Below are 20,373 nucleotides of genomic sequence, written 5' to 3'. Positions count from 1 at the left end.
ATCCCGGTCAGTTGCCCGCCCTGAAGCACTCTCTAATCTGCGCGCTCCATCGAACGCCAAGGACGGCTCACCGGGAGCCCGCGGCTATCCCTTCAAGGAAGAAAACCATGCGATCACTGAAGATTATTCTGCTGTCCTCGGCATTCAACGGCCTGACCCAACGCGCCTGGCTCGAGCTGCGCCAAGCCGGGCATTCGCCCAGCGTTGTGGTGTTCACCGATGAAGCCTCGGTGTGCGAACAGATCGAACACAGCGGCGCCGATCTGGTGATCTGCCCGTTCCTCAAGGATCGCGTGCCGCATGCGCTGTGGAGCAATGCCCGGCGTCCGGTGGTGATCATCCACCCGGGAATCGTCGGCGATCGTGGCGCCAGCGCGCTGGATTGGGCGATCAGCAATGAACTGACACGCTGGGGCGTGACCGCCCTGCAAGCGGTGGAAGAAATGGACGCCGGCCCGGTCTGGGCCACCTGCGAATTCAATCTGCCGTCGGGCCTGCGCAAGTCCGAGCTGTACAACGGTCGGGTCAGCGATGCGGCGATTCGCTGTATTCGCGAAGTGGTCGAGAAATTCATCGACGGCGTGCAACCGGTCGCACTGGATTACACCGACCCCAAAGTCCGCGGCCGCTTGCAGCCGAACATGAAGCAGGACGACCGTACCTTCAGCTGGCACGACTGTTCGCGCTTCATCAAACGCTGCATCGACGCCGCCGATGGCCAGCCCGGAGTTTTGGCGAGTCTGGCCGGCGGGCAGTATTACGTGTACGACGCGCACCTTGATCAGCGCACCGGCATTCCCGGCAAGATTCTCGCGGTACATGACGACGCGGTGCTGGTCGCGACCGGCGATCACAGCTTGTGGATCGGCTCGCTGCGGCGCAAACCGCTACCCGGTGAAGAAACCTTCAAGCAACCGGCGCGGCATGTGCTGGCCGGGCAATTGGCCGGCGTACCGACCCTCGACTGGTCGATTGCCAGCCAGCCGTTCAGCGACGAGGCCTATCAGCCGATCCGCTATCGCGAATCCGGGCATGTCGGTGAGCTGACGTTCGAGTTCTACAACGGCGCGATGAGCACCGAACAGTGCCAGCGCATGGTCGAGGCGCTGCGCTGGGCCAAGTCTCGGGACACTCGCGTGCTGTTGATCAAGGGCGGGCGCGGGAGTTTCTCCAACGGTGTGCACCTGAACGTGATCCAGGCTGCGCAGGACCCGGGGGCCGAAGCGTGGGCGAATATTCAGGCGATCGACGATGTCTGCGCCGAACTGCTCAGCGCGCGGCAACTGGTGGTCAGCGGCGTAACCGGCAATGCCGGGGCCGGCGGCGTGATGCTGGCGCTGGCCGCCGACATCGTGTTTGCCCGCGCCGACATCGTGCTCAATCCGCATTACAAGAGCATGGGCCTGTATGGCTCGGAATACTGGACCTACAGCCTGCCCCGCGCCGTCGGCCCGGCGATGGCCGAGCAACTGACCCAGGCCTGTCTGCCGGTCAGTGCCACGCAGGCGCTGCAACTGGGCATGGTCCAGGAAATCGGCCCGCGCTGCCCGGATGAGTTTTCGCTGTGGCTGCTGCAGAGGGCCAACGCAACGCTGAGCGATCCGACCTACGCCGCCGTGCGCGAGCGCAAGTTGCGGGTCGATCAGGTGCTGATCCAGCAGTGCCGGGAAAACGAACTGCAGGAAATGCAGGAAGACATGCTCTACGACCGCAACCAGTTTGCCGAGAAGTGCCGCCACTTCGTCTACAAGCGCAAGGCCTGCGGCACACCGGCGCGGTTGGTGGAAGACTGGGCGCGGGTGCGCAAGGTCGAGTTGGCCGGCTGATCTTCACCACCCACCACGGCCTCATCGCTGGCAAGCCAGACTCCCACAGGTTTCTGCGGCGCTCACAAATCTTGCGTCCGACACAGTACTTGTGGGAGCTGGCTTGCCAGCGATGGCGGTGTGTCAGGCGGCACTGATTAGACAGACATTCCGCCATCGCGAGCAGGCTCACTCCTACAGGGTTCTGCGGTGGCCATCGATTTCGCGAACGATACAACACCCCTGTAGGAGTGAGCCTGCTCGCGATGAACGATGACGCGGTAGCGAGCCGGCACTTACAATGCGCGCACCTCAGACACCGGCCCGCCCATGGACATCGATCTCGCCCGCACCTTTCTGGAAATCGTTCGCCACGGCAGTCTCGCTGCGGCGGCGCAGAAGCTGTTCGTCACGCAGACGGCGATCACCGCCCGGGTGCAGAAACTTGAAAGTCAGTTGGGCAGCACGCTGTTCGTGCGCAACCGTGCCGGGGCGAAACTCACCGCCAATGGCGAAGCCTTCGTGGTCTATGCCAATCAACTGGTGCAGACCTGGGAAGCCGCGCGGCGCGACCTGCCGCTGCTGGACGGTTATCACAACGTGCTGCACATCGGCGGCGAAGTCAGCCTGTGCAATCCGTTGATGCTCAGTTGGGCCGCCGAACTGCGCGAGAAGATCCCCGGGCATGCCCTGCGCATGGAAATCCGCGACGGCGAAAACCTCCTGCGTCAACTCGAACTTGGCGTGCTCGATGCCGCACTGGTCTATCAGCCGGAATACTGGCCGGGCCTGCAGGTCGAGCAGGTGTTGGAAGAGAAGCTGATTCTGGTGCGTGCGCCGAACCGCCCGGATCCCTACGTCTACATCGACTGGGGTCCGGATTTCCGCCGTCAGCACGACGCCGCCCTGCCGGACAAGGCCAAAGCCGCGCTGAGTTTCAACCTCGGCCCGCTGGCCCTGCAATACATCCTCGAACATGGCGGCAGCGGCTACTTCCGCACGCGCGTGGTGCGCAGCTATCTGGAAACCGGGGCGCTGGAAGCAGTGACCAAAGCCCCGGAATTCGGTTACCCGACCTATCTGGTGTACGCCCGCGAACGTGACTCGGCCACGCTGCAACAGGCCTTCGATCTGCTGCGCCAGGTGATCGCCACCGATGACGACTGGTCGCAACGCTGGAACCCGTTGAGCTGAATCGGCCGCTTTACACCGGAGCATGGCGCAAGTGACCTCAAGGTGCGGCCTGCACAAACGGCCGGATCGGCTAATCTGCCGGGTATAACAACAATACCCACAGGTGAACGCAGTGAGGCAGACCACCGAGGCATTCCGCAGCCGCTACCGCGCGGCCATTCATCCGTTGTACAACCCGTGGCTGCATGGCGCCTTCGTGCTGCTGTTCGGCGTGCTGGCGATCGGCGCATTCTGGAGCAGCGCGCATCAGGTACAGCCGCTGGAATGGCTGAGCGTGCCGCTGACCCTGCTGTTCTTCAACTTCGGCGTGTACATGGTTCATCGCCATCTCGGCCACCACAAAAAGACTTTCGCCAAGCTGTTCTACGCCCGGCACGCCGGCGATCATCACAGCTTTTTCACCCCCGGCCACATGACCTATGACGGCGCTCGCGACTGGCGGGTGATTCTGTTTCCGGCCTGGCTGATCGTGGTGCATACGCTAGTCATTACCCTGCCGTTGTGGTGGCTGCTTGCGCAGCTCAATACCAATGTCGCCGGGCTGTTCGGCGGCTGTATGGTGCTGGGCTATCTGGCCTACGAGGTGTTTCACGCCTGCGAGCATTTGCCAGCGCACAACCTGCTGACCCGCCTGCCGTGGATCCGTCAGATGCGTCATCTGCATGAGTTGCATCACCGTCGCGAGCGCATGCAGGAACGCAATTTCAATATCGTTTTCCCGCTGATGGATTACCTGTTCGGCACCCTGTACTGGGAGCCGCACCCCGCCCCGTTGCGCTATTCGAGATCACCCATGACCCGCATGCAGCACCAGATCGACATCGCCGGCGAGCCGATTGCCGTGCTCCGCTACGCCGCCAGCGTCAGCCACTGGCCCGAGTGGCACCCGTCGTCGCTGAAAATCGACGGCCCGCAAGGCCCGCTGCATGCCGGTGCGCGTTTCGAAGAAGACATTCATGCCGGTGGGCGCGCCGGCCATTTGCGCTGGGAAGTCACCGAGTACCTGCCCGGTCGACGCTGGTGCGCAAAAGCGCGCGGCGATCACGGTTTATCGCTGCTGCTGACCTACGAATGCGCGGCAGAAGCCGATGGCACGCGGTTCGTGCGCACCCTGGATTACCAATTCGATGGCCTGGGCATGCGCCTTGCCAATCGCTTGTTGCTCAAGCGCCGCATCGAACGTGAATCGGCGACCTCGATGCAGGCCCTGCGCGGCATGGCGCTCAGACACTTGGCGCTGACGGGGCACCGTTCATGAAGCGCCTGCTGTCAGTGCTGGTGATCCTCGTCATCGCGTTTCTGCTGCTGATGCCGACCAGGGTGCAGCCGGTGGCGTGGAAGCCGCCAGCGGCGCCGTCTCTGAACGAAGGGCCGTACGCGGAAAACCAGCGGCTCAAGGCCGCCAAACAGGTAGGCCCGAGCGACATCGACGGCCCCGAAGCACTGCTGCTGGAAGGCGACTTCCTGATCACCGGCCTGCATGACGGGCGACTGATCCGCACCAGCCTCGATGGCAAGGAGCGCAAGGTGCTGACCGACACCGGCGGCCGGCCGCTGGGTCTGGCGCGGCATCCCAATGGTTTGCTGGTGATCGCCGACGCGGTCAAAGGTCTGCTGTCGCTCGACGCTCAGGGCCGATTGATTCCTCTGACCACCGAGGCCAATGGCCTGCCCTTCGGTTTTACCGACGATGTGGCGATCGACAAGTCCGGACACTACGCCTATTTCAGCGACGCCAGCAGCCGCTGGAGCTATGGCCATGACGGCGAAGCGATCATCGAACACGCTGGCGACGGCCGTTTGCTGCGTTATGACTTTCAGACCGGCAAGACCAGCGTGCTGCTCGACAAACTGGAGTTTGCCAACGGCGTGACCCTCGGCCCGGATGACGCCTATGTGCTGGTCAACGAAACCGGCGCCTACCGCATCAGCCGCTACTGGCTGACGGGGCCCAAGGCTGGCACCCATGACCTGTTCATCGACAACCTGCCCGGCCTGCCGGACAACCTCGCCTTCAACGGCAGCAACCGCTTCTGGGTCGCGCTCTACGCGCCACGCAGTGCCTTGCTCGATAGCACCGCCGGGCATCCGTTCGTACGCAAGATGATCGTGCGCGCGCTGACGGTATTGCCCAAACCGGTGGAGAAGCGCGGGTTTGTCCTGGGGCTGGATCTTGAGGGCAAGGTGATCGCCAATCTGCAGGACGCCAGCAGCGGAAATTACTCGCCGATCACCACGGCGCGCGAGTATGGGGACTGGTTGTATCTGGGGTCGCTGAAGGCTACGCACATGGCGCGGTTGCCGTTGGCGGATGCATTGAAGTGAGTCCGGGCCAATGTGGGAGCGGGCTTGCTCGCGAAAGCGGTGTGTCAGGCAACAATGATTTCGCCTGTGCAGGCCTCTTCGCGAGCAAGCCCGCTCCCACACTGGGACTGGGTCAACTTTCACCAAGGCGCGGGATTATGGGGACTGGCTGTATCTGGGGTCGCTGAAGGCTACGCACATAGCGCGATTGCCGTTGGCGGATGCATTGAAATGATGCATGGCAAATGTGGGAGCGGGCTTGCTCGCGAAAGCGGTGTGTCAGGCAACAATGATTTCGCCTGTGCAGGCCTCTTCGCGAGCAAGCCCGCTCCCACACTGGGACTGGGTCAACTTTCACCACGGCGCGGGAATATGGGGACTGGCTGTATCTGGGGTCGCTGAAGGCTACGCACATGGCGCGATTGCCGTTCGCTGATGCATTGAAATGATGCATGGCAAATGTGGGAGCGGGCTTGCTCGCGAAAGCGGTGTGTCAGGCAACAATGATTTCGCCTGTGCAGGCCTCTTCGCGAGCAAGCCCGCTCCCACACTGGGACTGGGTCAACTTTCACCACGGCGCGGGAATATGGGGACTGGCTGTATCTGGGGTCGCTGAAGGCTACGCACATGGCGCGATTGCCGTTGGCGGATGCATTGAAATGATGCATGGCAAATGTGAGAGCGGGCTTGCTCGCGAAAGCGGTGTGTCAGGCAACAATGATTTCGCCTGTGCAGGCCTCTTCGCGAGCAAGCCCGCTCCCACAGGGGGATTGCATTCCAGTTGTAGGAGTGAGCCTGCTCGCGATAGCGGTTTATCAGTTACCGGATCTATCAAACTTGTCCGGATCTTCATCTTCAGGCAGATCCTCATCCGGCTCTTCGGGAAAAGTGGTGGTGTGCGCCGGGCTGTTGGGTTCGGGATGCGTGGGAACCGGGTCGAAACCGCCCTGCTCTTCACTGGGGAATCTGGGTCTGTTCATGAGGCACCTCGCAATGAGTCGCTGAGTGAAGACTCTGTACATTCGAGGTGCCGGTCGGGGGCTGCGTTCAGTCATTTCACCATCGCGGATCGGTGAAGCGACTGACGGTCAGGATCGAGCCTGTAACTGCGCGACGATCTTGTCTTTGACCTGCAAGCGTTTCTCTTTGAGCTTTTTCAGTGTGTCATCGCTGGGTGCATCCGAGGTCGCCGTCTCGGCCTTGACTACTTCGGCGTCCGCCTGGGAGTACTTGTTGATCAGCGCATCCAGAAACGGATCCTCGGTGCGTTTTTGCTGGACCTCTTCCTTCGTTAGCTTCAAATCCTGATACAGGTCATGAGTCACCGGCATGGAACACCTCCGTCAGTTGATCGGTAGCCAACGCGACCGATTGCGCTGGCAGTTATCAGAATGGCCTTGGTCGGGCCGTTCTGTCGACCTCCTGTCAGACCAGCGGTGGCCGTTCGTCGCCCTGTCGGAAACGCGATCAAACCTTTTCCCGCTCCGCTCCCTCCATTGCATAACGTCAACAAAAACCTGTGTGGAGAAACATCAATGGACGGATTCAACCTGCGTCATCTCGTTTTGGCTGTCGCCCTGAGCGCCGGCATGGGCAGTGCCTTCGCCGCCACCTCGAACAGCTTTGTCGACAACGCCGCAGCCGGTGGCATTTCCGAGATCGAAACCAGCCGTCTCGCCCTGGAAAAAAGCCAGTCGGCCGACATCAAGGCCTTCGCCAACATGATGATCACTGACCACAGCAAGGCCAACGATGAGCTGGCCAGCATTGCCCAGGCCCATGACATCAAGGTTCCGGACACCACCACCCTGGTCAAGCAGGCCAAGGAAAAGATCCTCGACATGCGCGATGAATCGTTCGATGCGGCCTACGCCAACAACCAGGTCAAGGCCCACGAAGAAACCATCGAGCTGTTCAAGAAAGAGGCCAACACCGTGACCGACGACCAGGTCAAAGGTGCCACCGAGTTGAAAGCTTTCGCCCAGAAAATGCTCCCGGCGCTGGAAAAACACCTGGCCGCGGCCAAAGACCTGCAAGCCAAGCATCCAAGCAAATAATCCGCTCGCCCGCCCCTGAAGCCGCATTCGGTCGATGCGGCTTTTTTGTGGCCGTGCCTCCCGTTCTGCAAGCAAAAAGCCGCCGACTGCAGCCATGCCGACTAGAGTTATCGGGGCATTCTTTGCGTCAGGTCAAAAATATCCTCGCGCAACCGAACAACTATTTTGAACGGCAAAGGTCACTGACTTCGCGCCGGTCAATTTTTGCAGAATCGGCCCCCAATTCGTTACGGAGCAACAGGCACATGGCAGCACTGCAGAACAGCACACTCGATGCGATGAAGAACAAACAACCACAACTGCTGGGCGAATGGATCAACGGACTGGAAACCAGCGGCGCCAACCGCAACCTCAAAGAACACGACCTGCAACAGCAGACCAGCGAATTCCTGCAACTGGTGCTCAACGGCCTGCAGGACGACAACGGCACCAACATCAATGCGCCGGGCTGGGAGTCCACCCGCCAGTTCCTCGAAAAGCTCTCCCATAGCCGTGCCCTGCTCGGTCAGGATTCGCAACAGACCGCCAGTTTCATCTTCGCCCTCAAAGGCCCGCTGTTCTCCCTGCTGCAAAGTCACTACCGCGAACAACCCGCGCTGCTGGCCGAACAACTCTGGGAAATTTCCGAGTTGTTCGACGCCTTCGGCTTGCACACCATCCGCACCTTCCAGAAATCCCGCGAGGCGGTGATCAAGCGTCAGCAGGAAGAACTGCTGGAGCTGTCCACTCCGGTGGTCAAGCTGTGGGACGGCGTGCTGGCGCTGCCGATGATCGGCACCCTCGATTCGCAACGCACCCAAGTGGTGATGGAATCGCTCCTGCAACGCATCGTCGACACGGGATCGGAAATCGCCATCATCGACATCACCGGTGTGCCGACCGTCGACACGCTGGTCGCCCAGCACCTGCTGAAAACCGTGACCGCGATTCGTCTGATGGGTGCCGACTGCATCATCAGCGGCGTGCGTCCGCAAATCGCCCAGACCATCGTCCACCTCGGCCTCGACCTGCAAGGTGTGGTGACCAAGGCGAACCTGGCCGACGCACTGAAACTCGCCCTCACCCGCCTGGGCATCAGCCTCGGCCAAGCGGTCTGAGCCGATGGAACGTATCCCGATTCTCCAAATGGGCAAGTTCCTGCTGGTGACCATTCAGGTCGACATGCATGACCAGCTCGCCCTCACGTTGCAGGACGACTTGTCCGAGCGCATCAGCAACACCTCGGCGCGTGGCGTGCTGATCGACATCTCGGCGCTGGACATGGTCGACTCGTTCATTGGCCGGATGATCAGCACGATTTCCGCCCTGTCAAAAATCATGGACGCCGAAACCATGCTGGTCGGCATGCAGCCGGCGGTGGCGATCACCCTGGTCGAACTCGGCCTGACCCTGCCGGGTGTCAGCACCGCACTGAACGTCGAGCGCGGGATGAAACTGCTGCAGGAACGAGTAAACCGGCAATGACCGTACGCAGCAGCGGTACTCAACCCATCCATATCGAGCAGGATGTCGTGCTCGCACGCCAGACCGCCCGCAAACTGGCCACCGAATGCGGGATGCGCCTGATCGACCTGACCAAAATGGTCACGGCGGTCAGCGAACTGGCCCGCAACACCATGGTTTACGGTGGCGGCGGCGACATGGACTGGCAGATTCTCGATGAAGATCACAAGGTCGGTCTGCGCTTGACGTTCCGCGACGAAGGCCCCGGTATTGCCGATATCAAACTGGCGATGACCGACGGCTGGACCTCCGGCAGCGGCATGGGCCTGGGCCTGACCGGGGCAAAACGCCTGGTCGAGGAGTTCGAACTGGACACTGCGCCCGGCAAGGGCACGCGAATAACGATCACCCGATGGACATGAATATCGCAGGGTCGCTGACCCAGGTGCTGCTGATCGAAGACAGCAGCCAGATCGGCCATGCCCGGCGCACCGCACAACGGCTGGCCGAGCAACACGGCTTTGATGCAACCGATGCCGGGCGCGTGGCGCTGGTTGCCACCGAACTGGCGAGCAATGTGCTCAAGCACGCCAGCCGCGGCGAAGTTCACCTGCGCCTGCTGCCGCGCCCCAACGGGTACGGCATCGAGATGATCGCGGTGGATCGCGCCCAGGGCTTTGACCTCGACGCCTGCCTCACCGACGGTTTTTCCACCGGTGGCACCCAAGGCATTGGACTGGGTGCCGTGGCGCGGCAGACCGAAGTGTTTGACGTCCACGCCGACGCCCGTGGCGCGGTGCTGCTGGCGCGTTTGTATCCACGCGGCGATCGTGAGCCAGACTTGCGCTACGGCGTCAGCCAGCACTCGTTGCACAACGACCCGGCGTGCGGCGACACCTGGCACCTGGCGTACAACGGCGCTAACGTCAGTGCGCTGATCATCGACGGCCTCGGTCACGGGGAGGATGCCGAGCGCGCGGCCAAGGCCGGCGAGCGGGTGTTCGCCGCGACCCCGTTCGCCAGCCCGGTGCTGCTGATGGAGGACATGCACCGCGACATGATCGGCAGCCGTGGCGGCGCCGCAGCGTTCGCCCAGTTCAATGCCGCCCGCGACGGCCTGACCTTTACTGGCGTGGGCAACATCGGCGCCAGCCTGATCACCGCCGACAAGTCGCGGGGGCTGGCCTCGCATCCGGGCATCGTCGGCGGCCAATACCGGAAAGCCCAGCCCTTTGACTATGCTCACGTGAACGGACATCTATTGATCATGTACAGCGACGGCTTGCAGTCCCGTTGGAATCTTCAAGACTACCCCGGCCTGGTGCACCGCCATCCCGCCGTGATAGCCAGCGTCCTGCACCGCGACTTCTGTCGCGGGCGCGACGATGTAACGGTGCTGGTCGTTGCCCTGGAGGCCGCCCATGGCTGAGTCGCCAACCCTGAACCCCGCCGAGCAGGCTGCGCTGATTGCCCAGTTGCAGAGCGAGACCGCCGCCCTGCGCGAAGAACTCGACGAAACCAATCAGGGCGTGCTGGCGCTCTACGCCGAACTCGATACCCAGGCGGAAGAGCTGAAGCAGGCCTCGGACCTGAAAAGCCGTTTTCTGTCGTACATGAGCCATGAGTTCCGCACCCCGCTGGGCTCGATCCTGAGCATCAACAGTTTGCTGGCCGACGAGCTCGACGGCCCGCTCAGCCCCGAGCAGCACAAGCAGGTGGCGTTCGTCAGCAGCGCCGCCCGTGAACTCAGCGACATGGTCGATGACTTGCTCGATCTGGCGAAGATCGAGGCCGGGCGGATCACCATTTCCCCGGCGTGGTTCGACATGTTCGACCTGTTTTCCGCCCTTCGCGGGATGTTCCGGCCGATCGTCGATGCCTCGGCGGTAGACTTGATCTTCGAAGAGCCGGTCGGCCTGCCGCGCCTGTACACCGACGACAAGAAACTCGCGCAGATTCTGCGCAACTTCATTTCCAACTCGCTGAAGTTCACCACCCGTGGCGAAGTGCGGGTTTCGGCGCGCCTGGAAGGCTCGGACAAAGTACGTTTTGCCGTCAGCGACACCGGCATCGGTATCGCGCCGGAGCTGCATGGTGCATTGTTCGAGGACTTCTCGCAGGTCGACTCGCCACTGCAGAAACGCCTGCGCGGTACCGGCCTCGGCTTGTCGCTGTGCAAGCGCTTCGCGGCGCTGCTCGGCGGCGAGGTCGGGATGGACAGTACACCGGGGGTCGGCTCGACCTTTTTCGTGATCATTCCACTGGCGCTCGCCTTGGAGAACGTCGATGAAACGTGACATCCGTCTGTTGATCGTCGACGACAACGTCGCCACCCGCTACGCCTTGCGCCGGCGCCTGGAGCGCCATGGCTACGAAGTGCTGGAGGCCGGCACCGGCAGCGAGGGCCTGGCGCTGATCGAGAGCGAGCCGCTCGAGGCGCTGATCCTCGACGTCAACCTGCCGGACATGAGCGGCTTCGACATCGTGCGCATCTTGCGCGCCGATGCACGCACTGCGTTGCTGCCGGTGATCCACGTGTCTGCCGCGTCGATCCAGACCGGCGACATCATCACCGGCCTCGACGCCGGCGCCGATGCCTACCTGATTCACCCGGTGGACCCGGACGTCTTGCTGGCGACCCTGCGCACCCTGCTGCGGGTACGCGACACGGAAAACGCGCTGCGTGAAAGCGAGGCACGCTTTCGCGAGATTTTCGTCAACGTTTCAGCGCCGATTGCCGTGCTCGATGCCAACCTGAAAGTGCATGAGTGCAACCACGCCTTCACCCGGATGATTCAGGACAACCGCAACCCCGATACCCTCAGCGAATGCTTCGACGAGGACCAGGGCGCGATCCTCAACGAGCTGCGCCTGCGGCTGGTCGATGGCGAGCGCTGGAAAGGCACGCTGAACATGCGCGTGCGCGGCGAGGTACGCGAAACCGAGTGGCAAATCTCGCCGTACCGCACGCCGCAGCTGAGCCTGGTGTTTGTCGAGGACATCACTGAACACCGCCATCGCGAGCGCTCGCACCTGGCGCGGCTGGACGACACCACGACACAACTGGCCAAGGAAGTCGCCGAGCGGGTGCGCGCCGAAGCGCAGCTGCTGCAAGTGCAGAAAATGGACGCGCTGGGCAAGCTCACCGGCGGCATCGCCCACGACTTCAACAACCTGCTCACCGGGATCATCACCAGCCTCGAACTGATCCAGAAACGCATGGCCGATGCGCGTCCGGACAAGGTGCAGTTCTACGCCGAAGCGGCACTCAATTCGGCGATGAGCGCAGCGTCCCTGACCCATCGCCTGCTGGCCTTCGCCCGTCAACAGCCGCTGGATACGCGACCGGTAGACATCAACGAGCAGGTGCGCTCACTGGAAGAATTGCTGATGCGCACCATCGGCGAACGCATCACCCTCAAACTTGAGCTGACCAACAAACCGGCGATCGCCCTGGTCGATCCGGTGCAACTGGAAAGCGCGGTGCTGAATCTGGTGATCAACGCCCGGGATGCGCTGCCCAAGGGCGGCAATATCTGGGTCAACACCTATGCCGCCTATTCCCATGGCGATCCGAACCTGGCCGATGGCGCCTATGTCGCACTGTCGGTGCGCGATGACGGCACCGGCATCGAGCACAGCGTGATCGACAAGGTGTTCGACCCGTTCTTCACCACCAAACCGCTGGGCCAGGGCACCGGGTTGGGACTGTCGACAATCTACGGTTTCGCCCGCCAGTCCGGCGGCGATGCCCACATTCGCAGCGTGGCACGGCGCGGCACTGAAGTGACGATCATGCTGCCGGCCACCAGCGACCCGACTGGAGCTGATGTTGCTCCGGTGGTGGTCGACCCGCAGGGCTCGGGCGAGCATGTGCTGATTGTCGAGGACATGCCGGCGGTGCGCATGTTCGTCACCGAAGTGCTGGAGGACGCGGGTTATCGCTGCACCCAGGCAGCGGATATCGAAACCGCGCTGGATCGTTTGCAGAATGACCCGACGATCAACCTGCTGCTGAGCGACGTCGGCCTGCCGCGCATGAGTGGCCGCAAGCTGGCGGACGTGGCGCGGGGCTGGCGTGACGGTTTGCCGATCCTGTTCATGACCGGTTATGCCGAAACCGCGATCAATCGTCAGGTGTTCCTCGGCAGCGGTATGGATATGCTGGTCAAACCCTTCCAGATCAGCGAACTGCTGGACAAGGTTCGTCGCACGCTTGATGGTGCCTGACATACCGCCATCAGGTTGCTCGGTTGAGAACACAGACCCTGTAGGAGTGAGCCTGCTCGCGATGGCGTCAGGTCAGTTAATTCATTTCTGGCAGACACTTCGCTATCGCGAGCAGGCTCACTCCTACAAGGGATTGCGGTGTGTCATCTTCCGAGTACACCGCAGCCCCCGGGGGGCCGGTCGGGACGGCGTCGCTATCGGCTCAAGGCCCGCGCCAGAAACGGCGCCGTGCGGCTCTTCTTGCTCGCCGCCACTTTTTGCGGCGTGCCCGCCACAACAATCCTGCCGCCCTGATCCCCGGCCCCCGGGCCGATGTCGATCACCCAGTCACTCTGTGCGACCACGCGCATTTCATGCTCGACCACGATCACCGTGTGTCCTGCGGTGACCAGCGTATCCAGTTGCTCCAACAACCGATCGACGTCACGCGGATGCAGCCCGGTGGTCGGCTCATCCAGCACATACAAGGTCGCGCCACGCTGATTGCGCTGCAACTCGGTGGCCAGTTTGATCCGTTGCGCCTCGCCACCCGACAACTCGGTGGCCGGTTGGCCCAGACGCAGATATCCGAGGCCAATATCCCTCAGCACCTCCAGCGAACGACGAATCCCCGGTTGCTCGGCAAACACCTCGACCGCTTCATCCACGGTCAGTTGCAACACCTGCGCGATGCTCAGGCCTTGCCACTCAATCGCCAACGTCTGCGGGTTGTAGCGCGCGCCATGACAGGTCGGGCACGGCGCATACACGCTGGGCATGAACAGCAACTCGACGCTGACAAAACCCTCACCCTCGCAAGTCGGACAGCGGCCCTTGGCGACGTTGAAGGAAAACTGCCCGGCGTCATACCCCGCCGCCCGTGCCTCGGGCGTGGCGGCGAACAGCTTGCGCACGTTGTCGAACAGCCCGGTGTAGGTCGCCAGGTTGGAGCGCGGCGTGCGGCCGATGGGCTTTTGATCGACCTGGACCAGGCGCTTGATCGTCTCCAGCCCCGCTGTCACCTGACCGCTGCTGGCCTGTGGCGCATCGTCTTCGAGGCTGAGTTCTTCCGGCTCGTCCTCCACAACCGACCGCCCGAGTTGCGCGCCGACCAGCTCCAGCAACGCCTGACTGACCAGACTCGACTTGCCCGAACCGGAAACCCCGGTCACCGAGGTGAAGCAGCCCAAGGGAAATTCAGCGCTGAGGTTGTGCAGGTTATTGCGGCTGATGCCATCGAGTTTCAGCCACCCGGTCGGCTTGCGCACAGTACGGACCTGCCGCTGGCTTTCCGCGAACAGATAGGCGCGGGTCTGCGACGCTGCAACCTCGGCCAGCCCGGCCGGCGGGCCGCTGTACAGCACCCGCCCACCCTTCTCGCCCGCTGCCGGGCCGACGTCGATCAGCCAGTCGGCGCGGCGCATGGTTTCCAGGTCATGCTCGACCACAAACAGCGTATTGCCGTCGGCCTTCAAGCGCTGCAAGGCTTCGAACAGCGCCTCGCCATCGGCCGGATGCAGACCGGCGGACGGCTCGTCGAGCACATAGATCACGCCGAACAACTGCGAACCCAATTGCGTCGCCAGACGCAGACGCTGCAGCTCGCCGGACGACAGCGTCGGCGTGCTGCGCTCCAGCGCCAGATAACCGAGACCCAGATCGGTCAGGGTGCTGACCCGTTCCAGCAAGTCCTCGGCAATCCGTTGCGCCGCCAGGCGTTTTTCCAGCGACAGGTTCGGTGTGTGGCGCACGTCCGGCGCACTTGTGTGGCCGCTGGCACCATGAGCGACACGCTGCTGGCGGGCCTCACGGGTTTGCGCATGACTGAGGGTTTCGCCGCTTTCTTCGGACTGCTGCAGATACGTTGCAGCTGCGACTGGCCGCAGTACTTCGGCCACTTGCAGCAACGGCATCTGCGACAGTTCACCGATGTCGTAACCGGCAAAGGTCACCGACAACGCTTCGCGCTTGAGGCGCTTGCCGTCGCACAACGGACACGGGCTGCCGAGCATGAACTGCGAAACACGCTTCTTCATCAGCGCACTTTGCGAGTGGGTGAAGGTGTGCAGGATGTAGCGGCGGGCGCCGGTGAAGGTGCCCTGATAACTCGGCTCCATCTTGCGCTTGAGGGCAACCCGGGTTTCTTCCGGGGTCAGCCCGGCGTACACAGGCACGGTCGGGGTTTCTTCGGTAAACAGAATCCAGTCGCGCTGCTTTTTCGGCAGTTTCTTCCAGGGGATATCGACGTCGATGCCCATGGTCACGAGGATGTCGCGCAGGTTCTGGCCTTGCCAGGCCAGCGGCCAGGAGGCCACGGCGCGTTGGCGGATGGTCAGGTTCGGATCGGGCACCATCAGCGCCTCGGTCACCTCATAGACTCGCCCAAGGCCATGGCACTCGGGGCACGCACCCTGTGGCGTGTTCGGCGAAAAATCCTCGGCGTAGAGCATCGGCTGACCCGGCGGGTAACTGCCGGCGCGGGAGTAGAGCATGCGGATCAGGCTCGACAGCGTGGTCACGCTGCCCACCGACGAGCGCGTGCTCGGCGTGCCACGCTGCTGTTGCAGGGCCACGGCCGGCGGCAGGCCTTCGATGGAATCGACATCCGGCACGCCAACCTGGTCGATCAGCCGCCGCGCATACGGCGCCACCGACTCGAAATAGCGCCGTTGGGCTTCAGCGTACAAGGTCGAAAAGGCCAACGACGACTTGCCCGAACCGGATACACCGGTGAACACCACCAGCGCATCGCGGGGGATATCGACGTCGACGTTTTTCAGATTATGTTCCCGGGCGCCACGCACCCGGACCATGCCGGTGGGTGCCTTGGAATTACGCTTGGAAGTCATTGGCGGGCCTTGATCGGAAAATGTGAGTCGAACCCAAAACCTGTGGCGAGGGAGCTTGCTCCCGCTGGGCTGCGAAGCGGCCCCAAATCCAGACGAATCAACCCGGCAGGTAAACTGCGGTTCCCGGGTTTACGACTGCTGCGCAGCCGAGCGGGAGCAAGCTCCCTCGCCACAGGGGAATTAGCCAGTCAGGCACTGAGCACCGAGCGAATCATCTGCAACAACGCCTGCGGGCCATACGGTTTGCCCAGCAAGTGCGTGTCCGGGCTCAACTGGTGGTTGCGCGAGATGATGTCGCGGGTATGGCCGGAGGTGAACAGCACCGCCACTGCTGGCCTCTGCACCTTGGCCCACGCGGCCAGATCAGAACTTTTGATCAGCCCCGGCATCACCACGTCGGTGAAAATCAGATCCACCTTCGCGCCGTCCAGCAGCATCTGCATCGCCACGTCGCCATTGCCGGCGGTCAGCACGCGGTAACCCTCTTCGCGCAGCAACTCCACGGCCGAGGCGCGCACCGCGTCGTTGTCCTCGACCACCAGAATGGTTTCATGGCCGCCACCCTGCTGCTTGCCGAGGCTCGGTGACTCTTCGAGGATCGGGCGCAGGCTGCGCGGAAAGAACAATTGCACCCGAGTGCCTTCGCCCACGGTGCTTTCGATCTCGACGTGGCCGCCACTCTGTTTGACGAAGCCGAACACCATGCTCAGACCGAGCCCGGTGCCCTGACCATCGGCCTTGGTGGTGAAGAACGGCTCGAACACTTGCTCGAGCATTTGCGGTGCAATGCCGACGCCGGTATCGCTGACCATCACCCGCACGAAATCGCCGGCAACGATGCCTTTGCCGGTGCAAAAGCTGCTGTCCAGCCGAGTATTGACGGCGCTGAGGACAATGGTGCCCTCGCCCTTCATCGCGTCCCGGGCGTTGATCGCCAGGTTGAGAATGGCGTTTTCCAGTTGATTGCGGTCGACGTTGATGTGCCACGGCTCATGCGGCAACTGCACGTCGATTTGAATGGTCTCACCGAGGGCGCGTTGCAGCAGTTCGCCAACACCATCGAAGATCTGCCGTGGATCGCAGACCGCCGGTGACAACGGCTGACGCCGGGCGAAGGCGAGCAATTGCGACGACAGCTTGGCCCCACGCTCGACCGCCGCCAGCGACGCGCTGACCCGCCGTTGCACGTTGGCATTGTCCGGCTCATGCCGCGCCAGCAGGTGCAGATTGCCGGCGATCACCTGCAGCAGGTTGTTGAAGTCGTGGGCCACGCCGCCGGTCAGTCCGCCGATGGCTTCGAGCTTCTGCGACTGACGCAATTGCTCCTCGGCCGCCAGCCGCGCCCCGACTTCATCGGCCACACGCTGTTCGAGGTTGCGGGTGAATTTGAGCAGGGACTCTTCGGCGTTCTTGCGCTCGTGAATGTCGATCAACACCCCGGGGAATCGAAACGGCGAACCGTGTTCGTCGAACTCGCAGGCGCCGCTGGCCAGCACCCACAGATAACTGCCGTCCGGGCGCTGTACCCGGTACTCGGCGTTGTAGGGCTCACCGGTCTGCAGCGAATGGCTGACCCGATCGTTCACCCACGCCAGATCATCCGCGTGGATCCGCGCTTCGCAGTGGGACTGCGGCAGATTGCTCAGGTCCTGACCCGGTGGATACGAAAACGTGCGGGCGAAACGCTCGTCCGCCGACAACACATTGTTCTTCACATCCCAGACAAACGAGCCAAGCAAGGCTCCGGCATTCAGCGCCAGACGTACCCGCTCGTTGTCGGCGCGATAGGCATCTTCAGCCGCCTGACGCAGGCGCTCGGAGCGCACTAAGTCGGTGGTCTCGACCACCATCGCCATTACCCCGGCCGGCACACCGTCATCGTTCGCCACCGGGCTGTAATACAGATCCATCCAGACGTCTTCGGGCACGCCATCACGCAACAGCACCAGTTCTTTGTTGCGAAACGACAAGGTGCCACCCGCCAGACAGGTATCGACCACATGCCGATTGAATTCGGCGACTTCCGGCCAGCCCAGTTCCACCGGCACCCCTAGCAGATACGGGTGGCGGCCACCGGCAAACTGCGAGTAGGCGTCGTTGTAGATCATGTAGCCGGCGCGGCCCCATAGCATCACCATCGGCAAGGGGGACGCCAGCATCAACTGCACGGCGCTGCACAGACTGGCGGGCCAGGCGTCCAGCGGGCCGAGTTCGGTCTGACTCCAGTCGAACGCACAAATGCGCCCGGCCATCTCGCCTTTCCAGCCCTCACAACCGTGGCTATCGGATAAAAACTGCATCGATTGACTCGGTGTCCTGTGGTGTTTGCCCGATACATCGCGACGGCAGAACGCCGCGACGCCCGTCTGTTTCGAGCGTCACCGGCCGTAATGGTTTCATTAGGTTATAGCCGATTTCACACCCGATTCGGCTTTAAACCCCGATCAGGTGCTTGAGCGGATGGTAGCCAGTTTTCATCTTCGCCGCGACGTCGAGAATCGCCTTCTCGATGCCGTTCAAATGCGTGCAGGTCAGTTCGATGGCGGCGCTCTGGTCACCCGCTTCAATGTATTCGATCAGGCGCAAATGTTCGTTGTCGCGGCAGGCTTCATGGCTGTCGTCATCCAGCGCGGCGACGTACAGCGAGGCGCGGGAAATCAGCTTCTGGAACCAGTCGAGCAGCACCGGGTTATTGAGGCTGCGCGCCAGTTTGAGGTGGAACTCGCCGAGCAGGTAAATCAGTTGCTCGTGATCGCCCGCCGCGTGGGCTGCGTCTTCCAGTAGCAGGTGCTCACGCAGGACCTGCATGGCGGCGGTGTCCTTACGCCGACAAAGTTCGGTGACCATACCGATTTCGATCAGCCGGCGGGTTTCGAACAGCGAGCGGATCTCTTCGTTGCTCGGCAGCGACACCGATGCACCCTTATTGGGCTCGGTGGTGACCAGCCCCTCGGCTTCCAGTTGCTTGAGCGCGGCGCGTACCGACGTGCGGCTGACATTGAACAGTTCGGCCAGCGACGCTTCGCCCAGCTTCATCCCCGGACGCAGCGAACGCTTGCTGATCGCCTGGTAAATCCCTTGGTAGACGCGGTCGACCGTGGTTTCCAGTTTCTTCTCGGTCATTCGAACACTCCTTTAGCCTCGGGCGAACACGGTGTTCCAGCGTTATGCGCCGTTGCACAGATAAGTGTGGCGCAGGATATCGCCTTCGGCGTCGAGATGCAGGGTCTGGATACGATTGGTCGGCGGGATGATTTCGATTTGCCGACCCGCTCATTGCAAGCGTGGACGGAAGCACCGGGCGTTGGCGAGCGGTTTTGGCCGACGCCAAATAAATCGGCTGCGAAACGCCTTCCCCTTGTGGGAGCGGGCTTGCTCGCGAAAGCGGTGTGTCAGTTGGCAAATAAGTGGCTGACACACCGCTTTCGCGAGCAAGCCCGCTCCCACAGGAGATTTCAGGCGTGCCGGTAATTGTCAGTCAGTACCGTATTTCGGCGAACGCGGGCCATACAGCAGGCCTGCGCGCTGACCGGCCGACAACAGGCGATTGCTCGCCACGCCGGCAATCGGGTATCCGGCGTCGGTCGAACTGTTGATCACCTGCTTTACCGCGGCGGTGATCAGCATGCCGACCAGGCCGCCACCACTGTTGTTGCCGCCCTCTTCGCTCGACGCCCGTGCCGAACCGGTCCACAGCGTGGTGCCGGATTTCAGATCCACCAGTCTGGCGGTGGCGGTCACGGCGGTTTCGCTGCTGATGACCATGTAGCGCGTGCCGTACTCGGTCACGGTGATGTACAGCGCAGCGTCGGCGCCGAAGATTTCCTTCAGCTTGTTGGCCGGTGCCTGATGAATGTCATCCGGCGTGGTCAGGCCGTTCTGGCGGAAAGTTTCATCCACCAGAGTGATCGGCAACACGTAGTAACCGGCTTCGGCCAATGGGAACGTCACCTGCGACAGCAAGCTGTAGGAAGCCTTGACGTCCGGCGAGGTGTTCAGCGGTGGCAGCACCAGAATGGTCTTCGGGCGCGCCTGCTTGTACGCCGAATAGTCGACGGTTTTCGGTGCGACGCAACCACCGAGTACGGTCAGGGCCAATCCGGCGGCCAGCAGTTTAAGGGTACGCGAGATCATTTGGCGTCTCCGGTCTTGGCGTTTTTAAGCAGAAAATCCATGTACGGGCCGGACTCGGGGAACAGCGCTTTCTCGGTACGGAACTGATGCACCATCTGATCGTCCTTGCCCATGCTCAGGTACAGCAGGCCCAGGTGCGCGTGGTAACCCGGCGGCACGGCCTTGCCGGTGGAACGGATCTTCTGCAGGTCACGCTCCAGCACTTCGGCCTGGGCTTCTTTTGGCTCTTCGCCTTTGAAATATTCGTAAACCTGCGGTTGGTAATCTTCCCACTGGTACAGGGTTTTCGGGCTGCTGCAACCGGCCAGCAAGGCGCTGGCGGCCAGCGTCAGGGCCAGCAGCGACCGCGACAAAGTCAGATTCATGGGTGTTGCTCCT

General features: G+C 62.3%; 18 protein-coding genes and 1 pseudogene. 12 read left to right on the top strand and 7 right to left on the bottom strand.

What is annotated here, in order from left to right; genetic code table 11:
- Positions 1 to 107: 107 nt before the first annotated feature.
- From LCH64_RS00715 to LCH64_RS00700, 4 genes are all read left to right on the top strand, one after another.
- Positions 108 to 1,826 carry a hydrogenase maturation protein gene (locus tag LCH64_RS00715; RefSeq protein WP_226499179.1) on the top strand — a complete coding sequence of 573 codons (1,719 nt, stop codon included), beginning with the start codon at positions 108 to 110 and terminating at the stop codon, positions 1,824 to 1,826.
- A 309-nt stretch (positions 1,827 to 2,135) separates the two neighbouring features.
- Positions 2,136 to 2,999 (top strand): LysR family transcriptional regulator, encoded by an 864-nt coding sequence (locus LCH64_RS00710; RefSeq protein WP_045122483.1) that lies wholly within the window; start codon positions 2,136 to 2,138, stop codon positions 2,997 to 2,999.
- Between the two features lie 112 nt (positions 3,000 to 3,111).
- Entirely contained in the window at positions 3,112 to 4,257 is a 1,146-nt protein-coding gene (locus LCH64_RS00705) for an SRPBCC family protein (protein ID WP_226499178.1), read from the top strand.
- Positions 4,254 to 5,324, top strand: a complete 1,071-nt coding sequence (locus LCH64_RS00700; protein ID WP_226499177.1) for an SMP-30/gluconolactonase/LRE family protein — start codon at positions 4,254 to 4,256, stop codon at positions 5,322 to 5,324. Before LCH64_RS00705 ends, LCH64_RS00700 begins: the two co-directional genes overlap by 4 nt.
- Before the next feature lie 794 nt (positions 5,325 to 6,118).
- On the opposite strand, the gene LCH64_RS00695 is transcribed toward LCH64_RS00700, so the two are convergent.
- Complete coding sequence (locus LCH64_RS00695; protein WP_226499176.1) at positions 6,119 to 6,283, bottom strand: hypothetical protein; 165 nt, start codon at positions 6,281 to 6,283, stop codon at positions 6,119 to 6,121.
- Between the two features lie 108 nt (positions 6,284 to 6,391).
- Complete coding sequence (locus tag LCH64_RS00690) at positions 6,392 to 6,634, bottom strand: DUF465 domain-containing protein (protein ID WP_027613686.1); 243 nt, start codon at positions 6,632 to 6,634, stop codon at positions 6,392 to 6,394.
- A gap of 204 nt (positions 6,635 to 6,838) precedes the next feature.
- Between LCH64_RS00690 and LCH64_RS00685 the strand changes: the two genes are divergently transcribed.
- The 7 genes from LCH64_RS00685 to LCH64_RS00655 all read left to right on the top strand — a co-directional run bounded on the left by LCH64_RS00685 (position 6,839) and on the right by LCH64_RS00655 (position 13,033).
- Positions 6,839 to 7,360, top strand: a complete 522-nt coding sequence (locus LCH64_RS00685; RefSeq protein ID WP_003225564.1) for a DUF4142 domain-containing protein — start codon at positions 6,839 to 6,841, stop codon at positions 7,358 to 7,360.
- 245 nt (positions 7,361 to 7,605) lie between these two features.
- Positions 7,606 to 8,457: an STAS domain-containing protein gene (locus LCH64_RS00680; RefSeq protein WP_226499175.1), complete on the top strand. Its 852-nt coding sequence runs from the start codon at positions 7,606 to 7,608 to the stop codon at positions 8,455 to 8,457.
- A 4-nt stretch (positions 8,458 to 8,461) separates the two neighbouring features.
- A complete protein-coding gene (locus LCH64_RS00675) occupies positions 8,462 to 8,824 on the top strand; it encodes an STAS domain-containing protein (RefSeq protein WP_003225568.1) in 363 nt (120 codons plus the stop codon).
- The gene (locus tag LCH64_RS00670; protein ID WP_027613681.1) at positions 8,821 to 9,225 is read left to right on the top strand and encodes an anti-sigma regulatory factor; all 405 of its coding nucleotides are present in this window, start codon (positions 8,821 to 8,823) and stop codon (positions 9,223 to 9,225) included. The genes LCH64_RS00675 and LCH64_RS00670 overlap by 4 nt, the downstream gene beginning before the upstream one ends.
- The gene (locus LCH64_RS00665) at positions 9,222 to 10,232 is read left to right on the top strand and encodes an ATP-binding protein (RefSeq protein ID WP_226499454.1); all 1,011 of its coding nucleotides are present in this window, start codon (positions 9,222 to 9,224) and stop codon (positions 10,230 to 10,232) included. The genes LCH64_RS00670 and LCH64_RS00665 overlap by 4 nt, the downstream gene beginning before the upstream one ends.
- Entirely contained in the window at positions 10,225 to 11,100 is an 876-nt protein-coding gene (locus LCH64_RS00660; protein WP_003225574.1) for an ATP-binding protein, read from the top strand. Before LCH64_RS00665 ends, LCH64_RS00660 begins: the two co-directional genes overlap by 8 nt.
- Positions 11,090 to 13,033 carry a response regulator gene (locus LCH64_RS00655; RefSeq protein WP_226499174.1) on the top strand — a complete coding sequence of 648 codons (1,944 nt, stop codon included), beginning with the start codon at positions 11,090 to 11,092 and terminating at the stop codon, positions 13,031 to 13,033. The genes LCH64_RS00660 and LCH64_RS00655 overlap by 11 nt, the downstream gene beginning before the upstream one ends.
- Before the next feature lie 194 nt (positions 13,034 to 13,227).
- Here LCH64_RS00655 and LCH64_RS00650 read toward each other — a convergent pair whose 3' ends face one another.
- The 3 genes from LCH64_RS00650 to LCH64_RS00640 all read right to left on the bottom strand — a co-directional run bounded on the left by LCH64_RS00650 (position 13,228) and on the right by LCH64_RS00640 (position 18,984).
- Positions 13,228 to 15,861: an excinuclease ABC subunit UvrA gene (locus LCH64_RS00650; protein ID WP_226499173.1), complete on the bottom strand. Its 2,634-nt coding sequence runs from the start codon at positions 15,859 to 15,861 to the stop codon at positions 13,228 to 13,230.
- Positions 15,862 to 16,049: 188 nt separating this feature from the next.
- Positions 16,050 to 18,161 (bottom strand): PAS domain-containing hybrid sensor histidine kinase/response regulator, encoded by a 2,112-nt coding sequence (locus LCH64_RS00645; protein ID WP_226499172.1) that lies wholly within the window; start codon positions 18,159 to 18,161, stop codon positions 16,050 to 16,052.
- Positions 18,162 to 18,294: 133 nt separating this feature from the next.
- Positions 18,295 to 18,984, bottom strand: coding sequence for a GntR family transcriptional regulator (locus LCH64_RS00640; protein ID WP_045122485.1), 690 nt, complete (start codon positions 18,982 to 18,984; stop codon positions 18,295 to 18,297).
- Between the two features lie 123 nt (positions 18,985 to 19,107).
- On the opposite strand from LCH64_RS00640, the pseudogene LCH64_RS00635 reads away from it, so the two are divergent.
- Positions 19,108 to 19,185 (top strand): annotated as a pseudogene (locus LCH64_RS00635) (flavin reductase family protein); the annotation flags it as partial.
- A 150-nt stretch (positions 19,186 to 19,335) separates the two neighbouring features.
- Here the strand turns inward: LCH64_RS00635 and LCH64_RS00630 are convergent.
- Positions 19,336 to 19,995: a DUF799 domain-containing protein gene (locus LCH64_RS00630; RefSeq protein ID WP_003225580.1), complete on the bottom strand. Its 660-nt coding sequence runs from the start codon at positions 19,993 to 19,995 to the stop codon at positions 19,336 to 19,338.
- A complete protein-coding gene (locus LCH64_RS00625) occupies positions 19,992 to 20,360 on the bottom strand; it encodes a DUF4810 domain-containing protein (protein ID WP_226499171.1) in 369 nt (122 codons plus the stop codon). The genes LCH64_RS00630 and LCH64_RS00625 overlap by 4 nt, the downstream gene beginning before the upstream one ends.
- Positions 20,361 to 20,373: the final 13 nt, after the last annotated feature.

The organism is Pseudomonas sp. MWU16-30322 (assembly GCF_020515535.1).
Lineage (GTDB): Bacteria > Pseudomonadota > Gammaproteobacteria > Pseudomonadales > Pseudomonadaceae > Aquipseudomonas > Aquipseudomonas fluorescens_H.
The sequence above is the reverse complement of the archived record's forward strand: the minus strand, read 5'-3'. Positions and strand labels throughout refer to the sequence as shown.

Excerpts from the sequence above, each read along its gene's own strand:
- LCH64_RS00645 (WP_226499172.1), bottom strand. The coding sequence starts at position 18,161 with ATGCAGTTTTTATCCGATAGCCACGGTTGTGAGGGCTGGAAAGGCGAG.
- LCH64_RS00700 (WP_226499177.1), top strand. The coding sequence starts at position 4,254 with ATGAAGCGCCTGCTGTCAGTGCTGGTGATCCTCGTCATCGCGTTTCTG.
- LCH64_RS00655 (WP_226499174.1), top strand. The coding sequence starts at position 11,090 with ATGAAACGTGACATCCGTCTGTTGATCGTCGACGACAACGTCGCCACC.
- LCH64_RS00715 (WP_226499179.1), top strand. The coding sequence starts at position 108 with ATGCGATCACTGAAGATTATTCTGCTGTCCTCGGCATTCAACGGCCTG.
- LCH64_RS00625 (WP_226499171.1), bottom strand. The coding sequence starts at position 20,360 with ATGAATCTGACTTTGTCGCGGTCGCTGCTGGCCCTGACGCTGGCCGCC.
- LCH64_RS00695 (WP_226499176.1), bottom strand. The coding sequence starts at position 6,283 with ATGAACAGACCCAGATTCCCCAGTGAAGAGCAGGGCGGTTTCGACCCG.
- LCH64_RS00690 (WP_027613686.1), bottom strand. The coding sequence starts at position 6,634 with ATGCCGGTGACTCATGACCTGTATCAGGATTTGAAGCTAACGAAGGAA.
- LCH64_RS00675 (WP_003225568.1), top strand. The coding sequence starts at position 8,462 with ATGGAACGTATCCCGATTCTCCAAATGGGCAAGTTCCTGCTGGTGACC.
- LCH64_RS00650 (WP_226499173.1), bottom strand. The coding sequence starts at position 15,861 with ATGACTTCCAAGCGTAATTCCAAGGCACCCACCGGCATGGTCCGGGTG.
- LCH64_RS00680 (WP_226499175.1), top strand. The coding sequence starts at position 7,606 with ATGGCAGCACTGCAGAACAGCACACTCGATGCGATGAAGAACAAACAA.
- LCH64_RS00630 (WP_003225580.1), bottom strand. The coding sequence starts at position 19,995 with ATGATCTCGCGTACCCTTAAACTGCTGGCCGCCGGATTGGCCCTGACC.
- LCH64_RS00685 (WP_003225564.1), top strand. The coding sequence starts at position 6,839 with ATGGACGGATTCAACCTGCGTCATCTCGTTTTGGCTGTCGCCCTGAGC.
- LCH64_RS00710 (WP_045122483.1), top strand. The coding sequence starts at position 2,136 with ATGGACATCGATCTCGCCCGCACCTTTCTGGAAATCGTTCGCCACGGC.
- LCH64_RS00670 (WP_027613681.1), top strand. The coding sequence starts at position 8,821 with ATGACCGTACGCAGCAGCGGTACTCAACCCATCCATATCGAGCAGGAT.
- LCH64_RS00665 (WP_226499454.1), top strand. The coding sequence starts at position 9,222 with ATGAATATCGCAGGGTCGCTGACCCAGGTGCTGCTGATCGAAGACAGC.
- LCH64_RS00640 (WP_045122485.1), bottom strand. The coding sequence starts at position 18,984 with ATGACCGAGAAGAAACTGGAAACCACGGTCGACCGCGTCTACCAAGGG.
- LCH64_RS00660 (WP_003225574.1), top strand. The coding sequence starts at position 10,225 with ATGGCTGAGTCGCCAACCCTGAACCCCGCCGAGCAGGCTGCGCTGATT.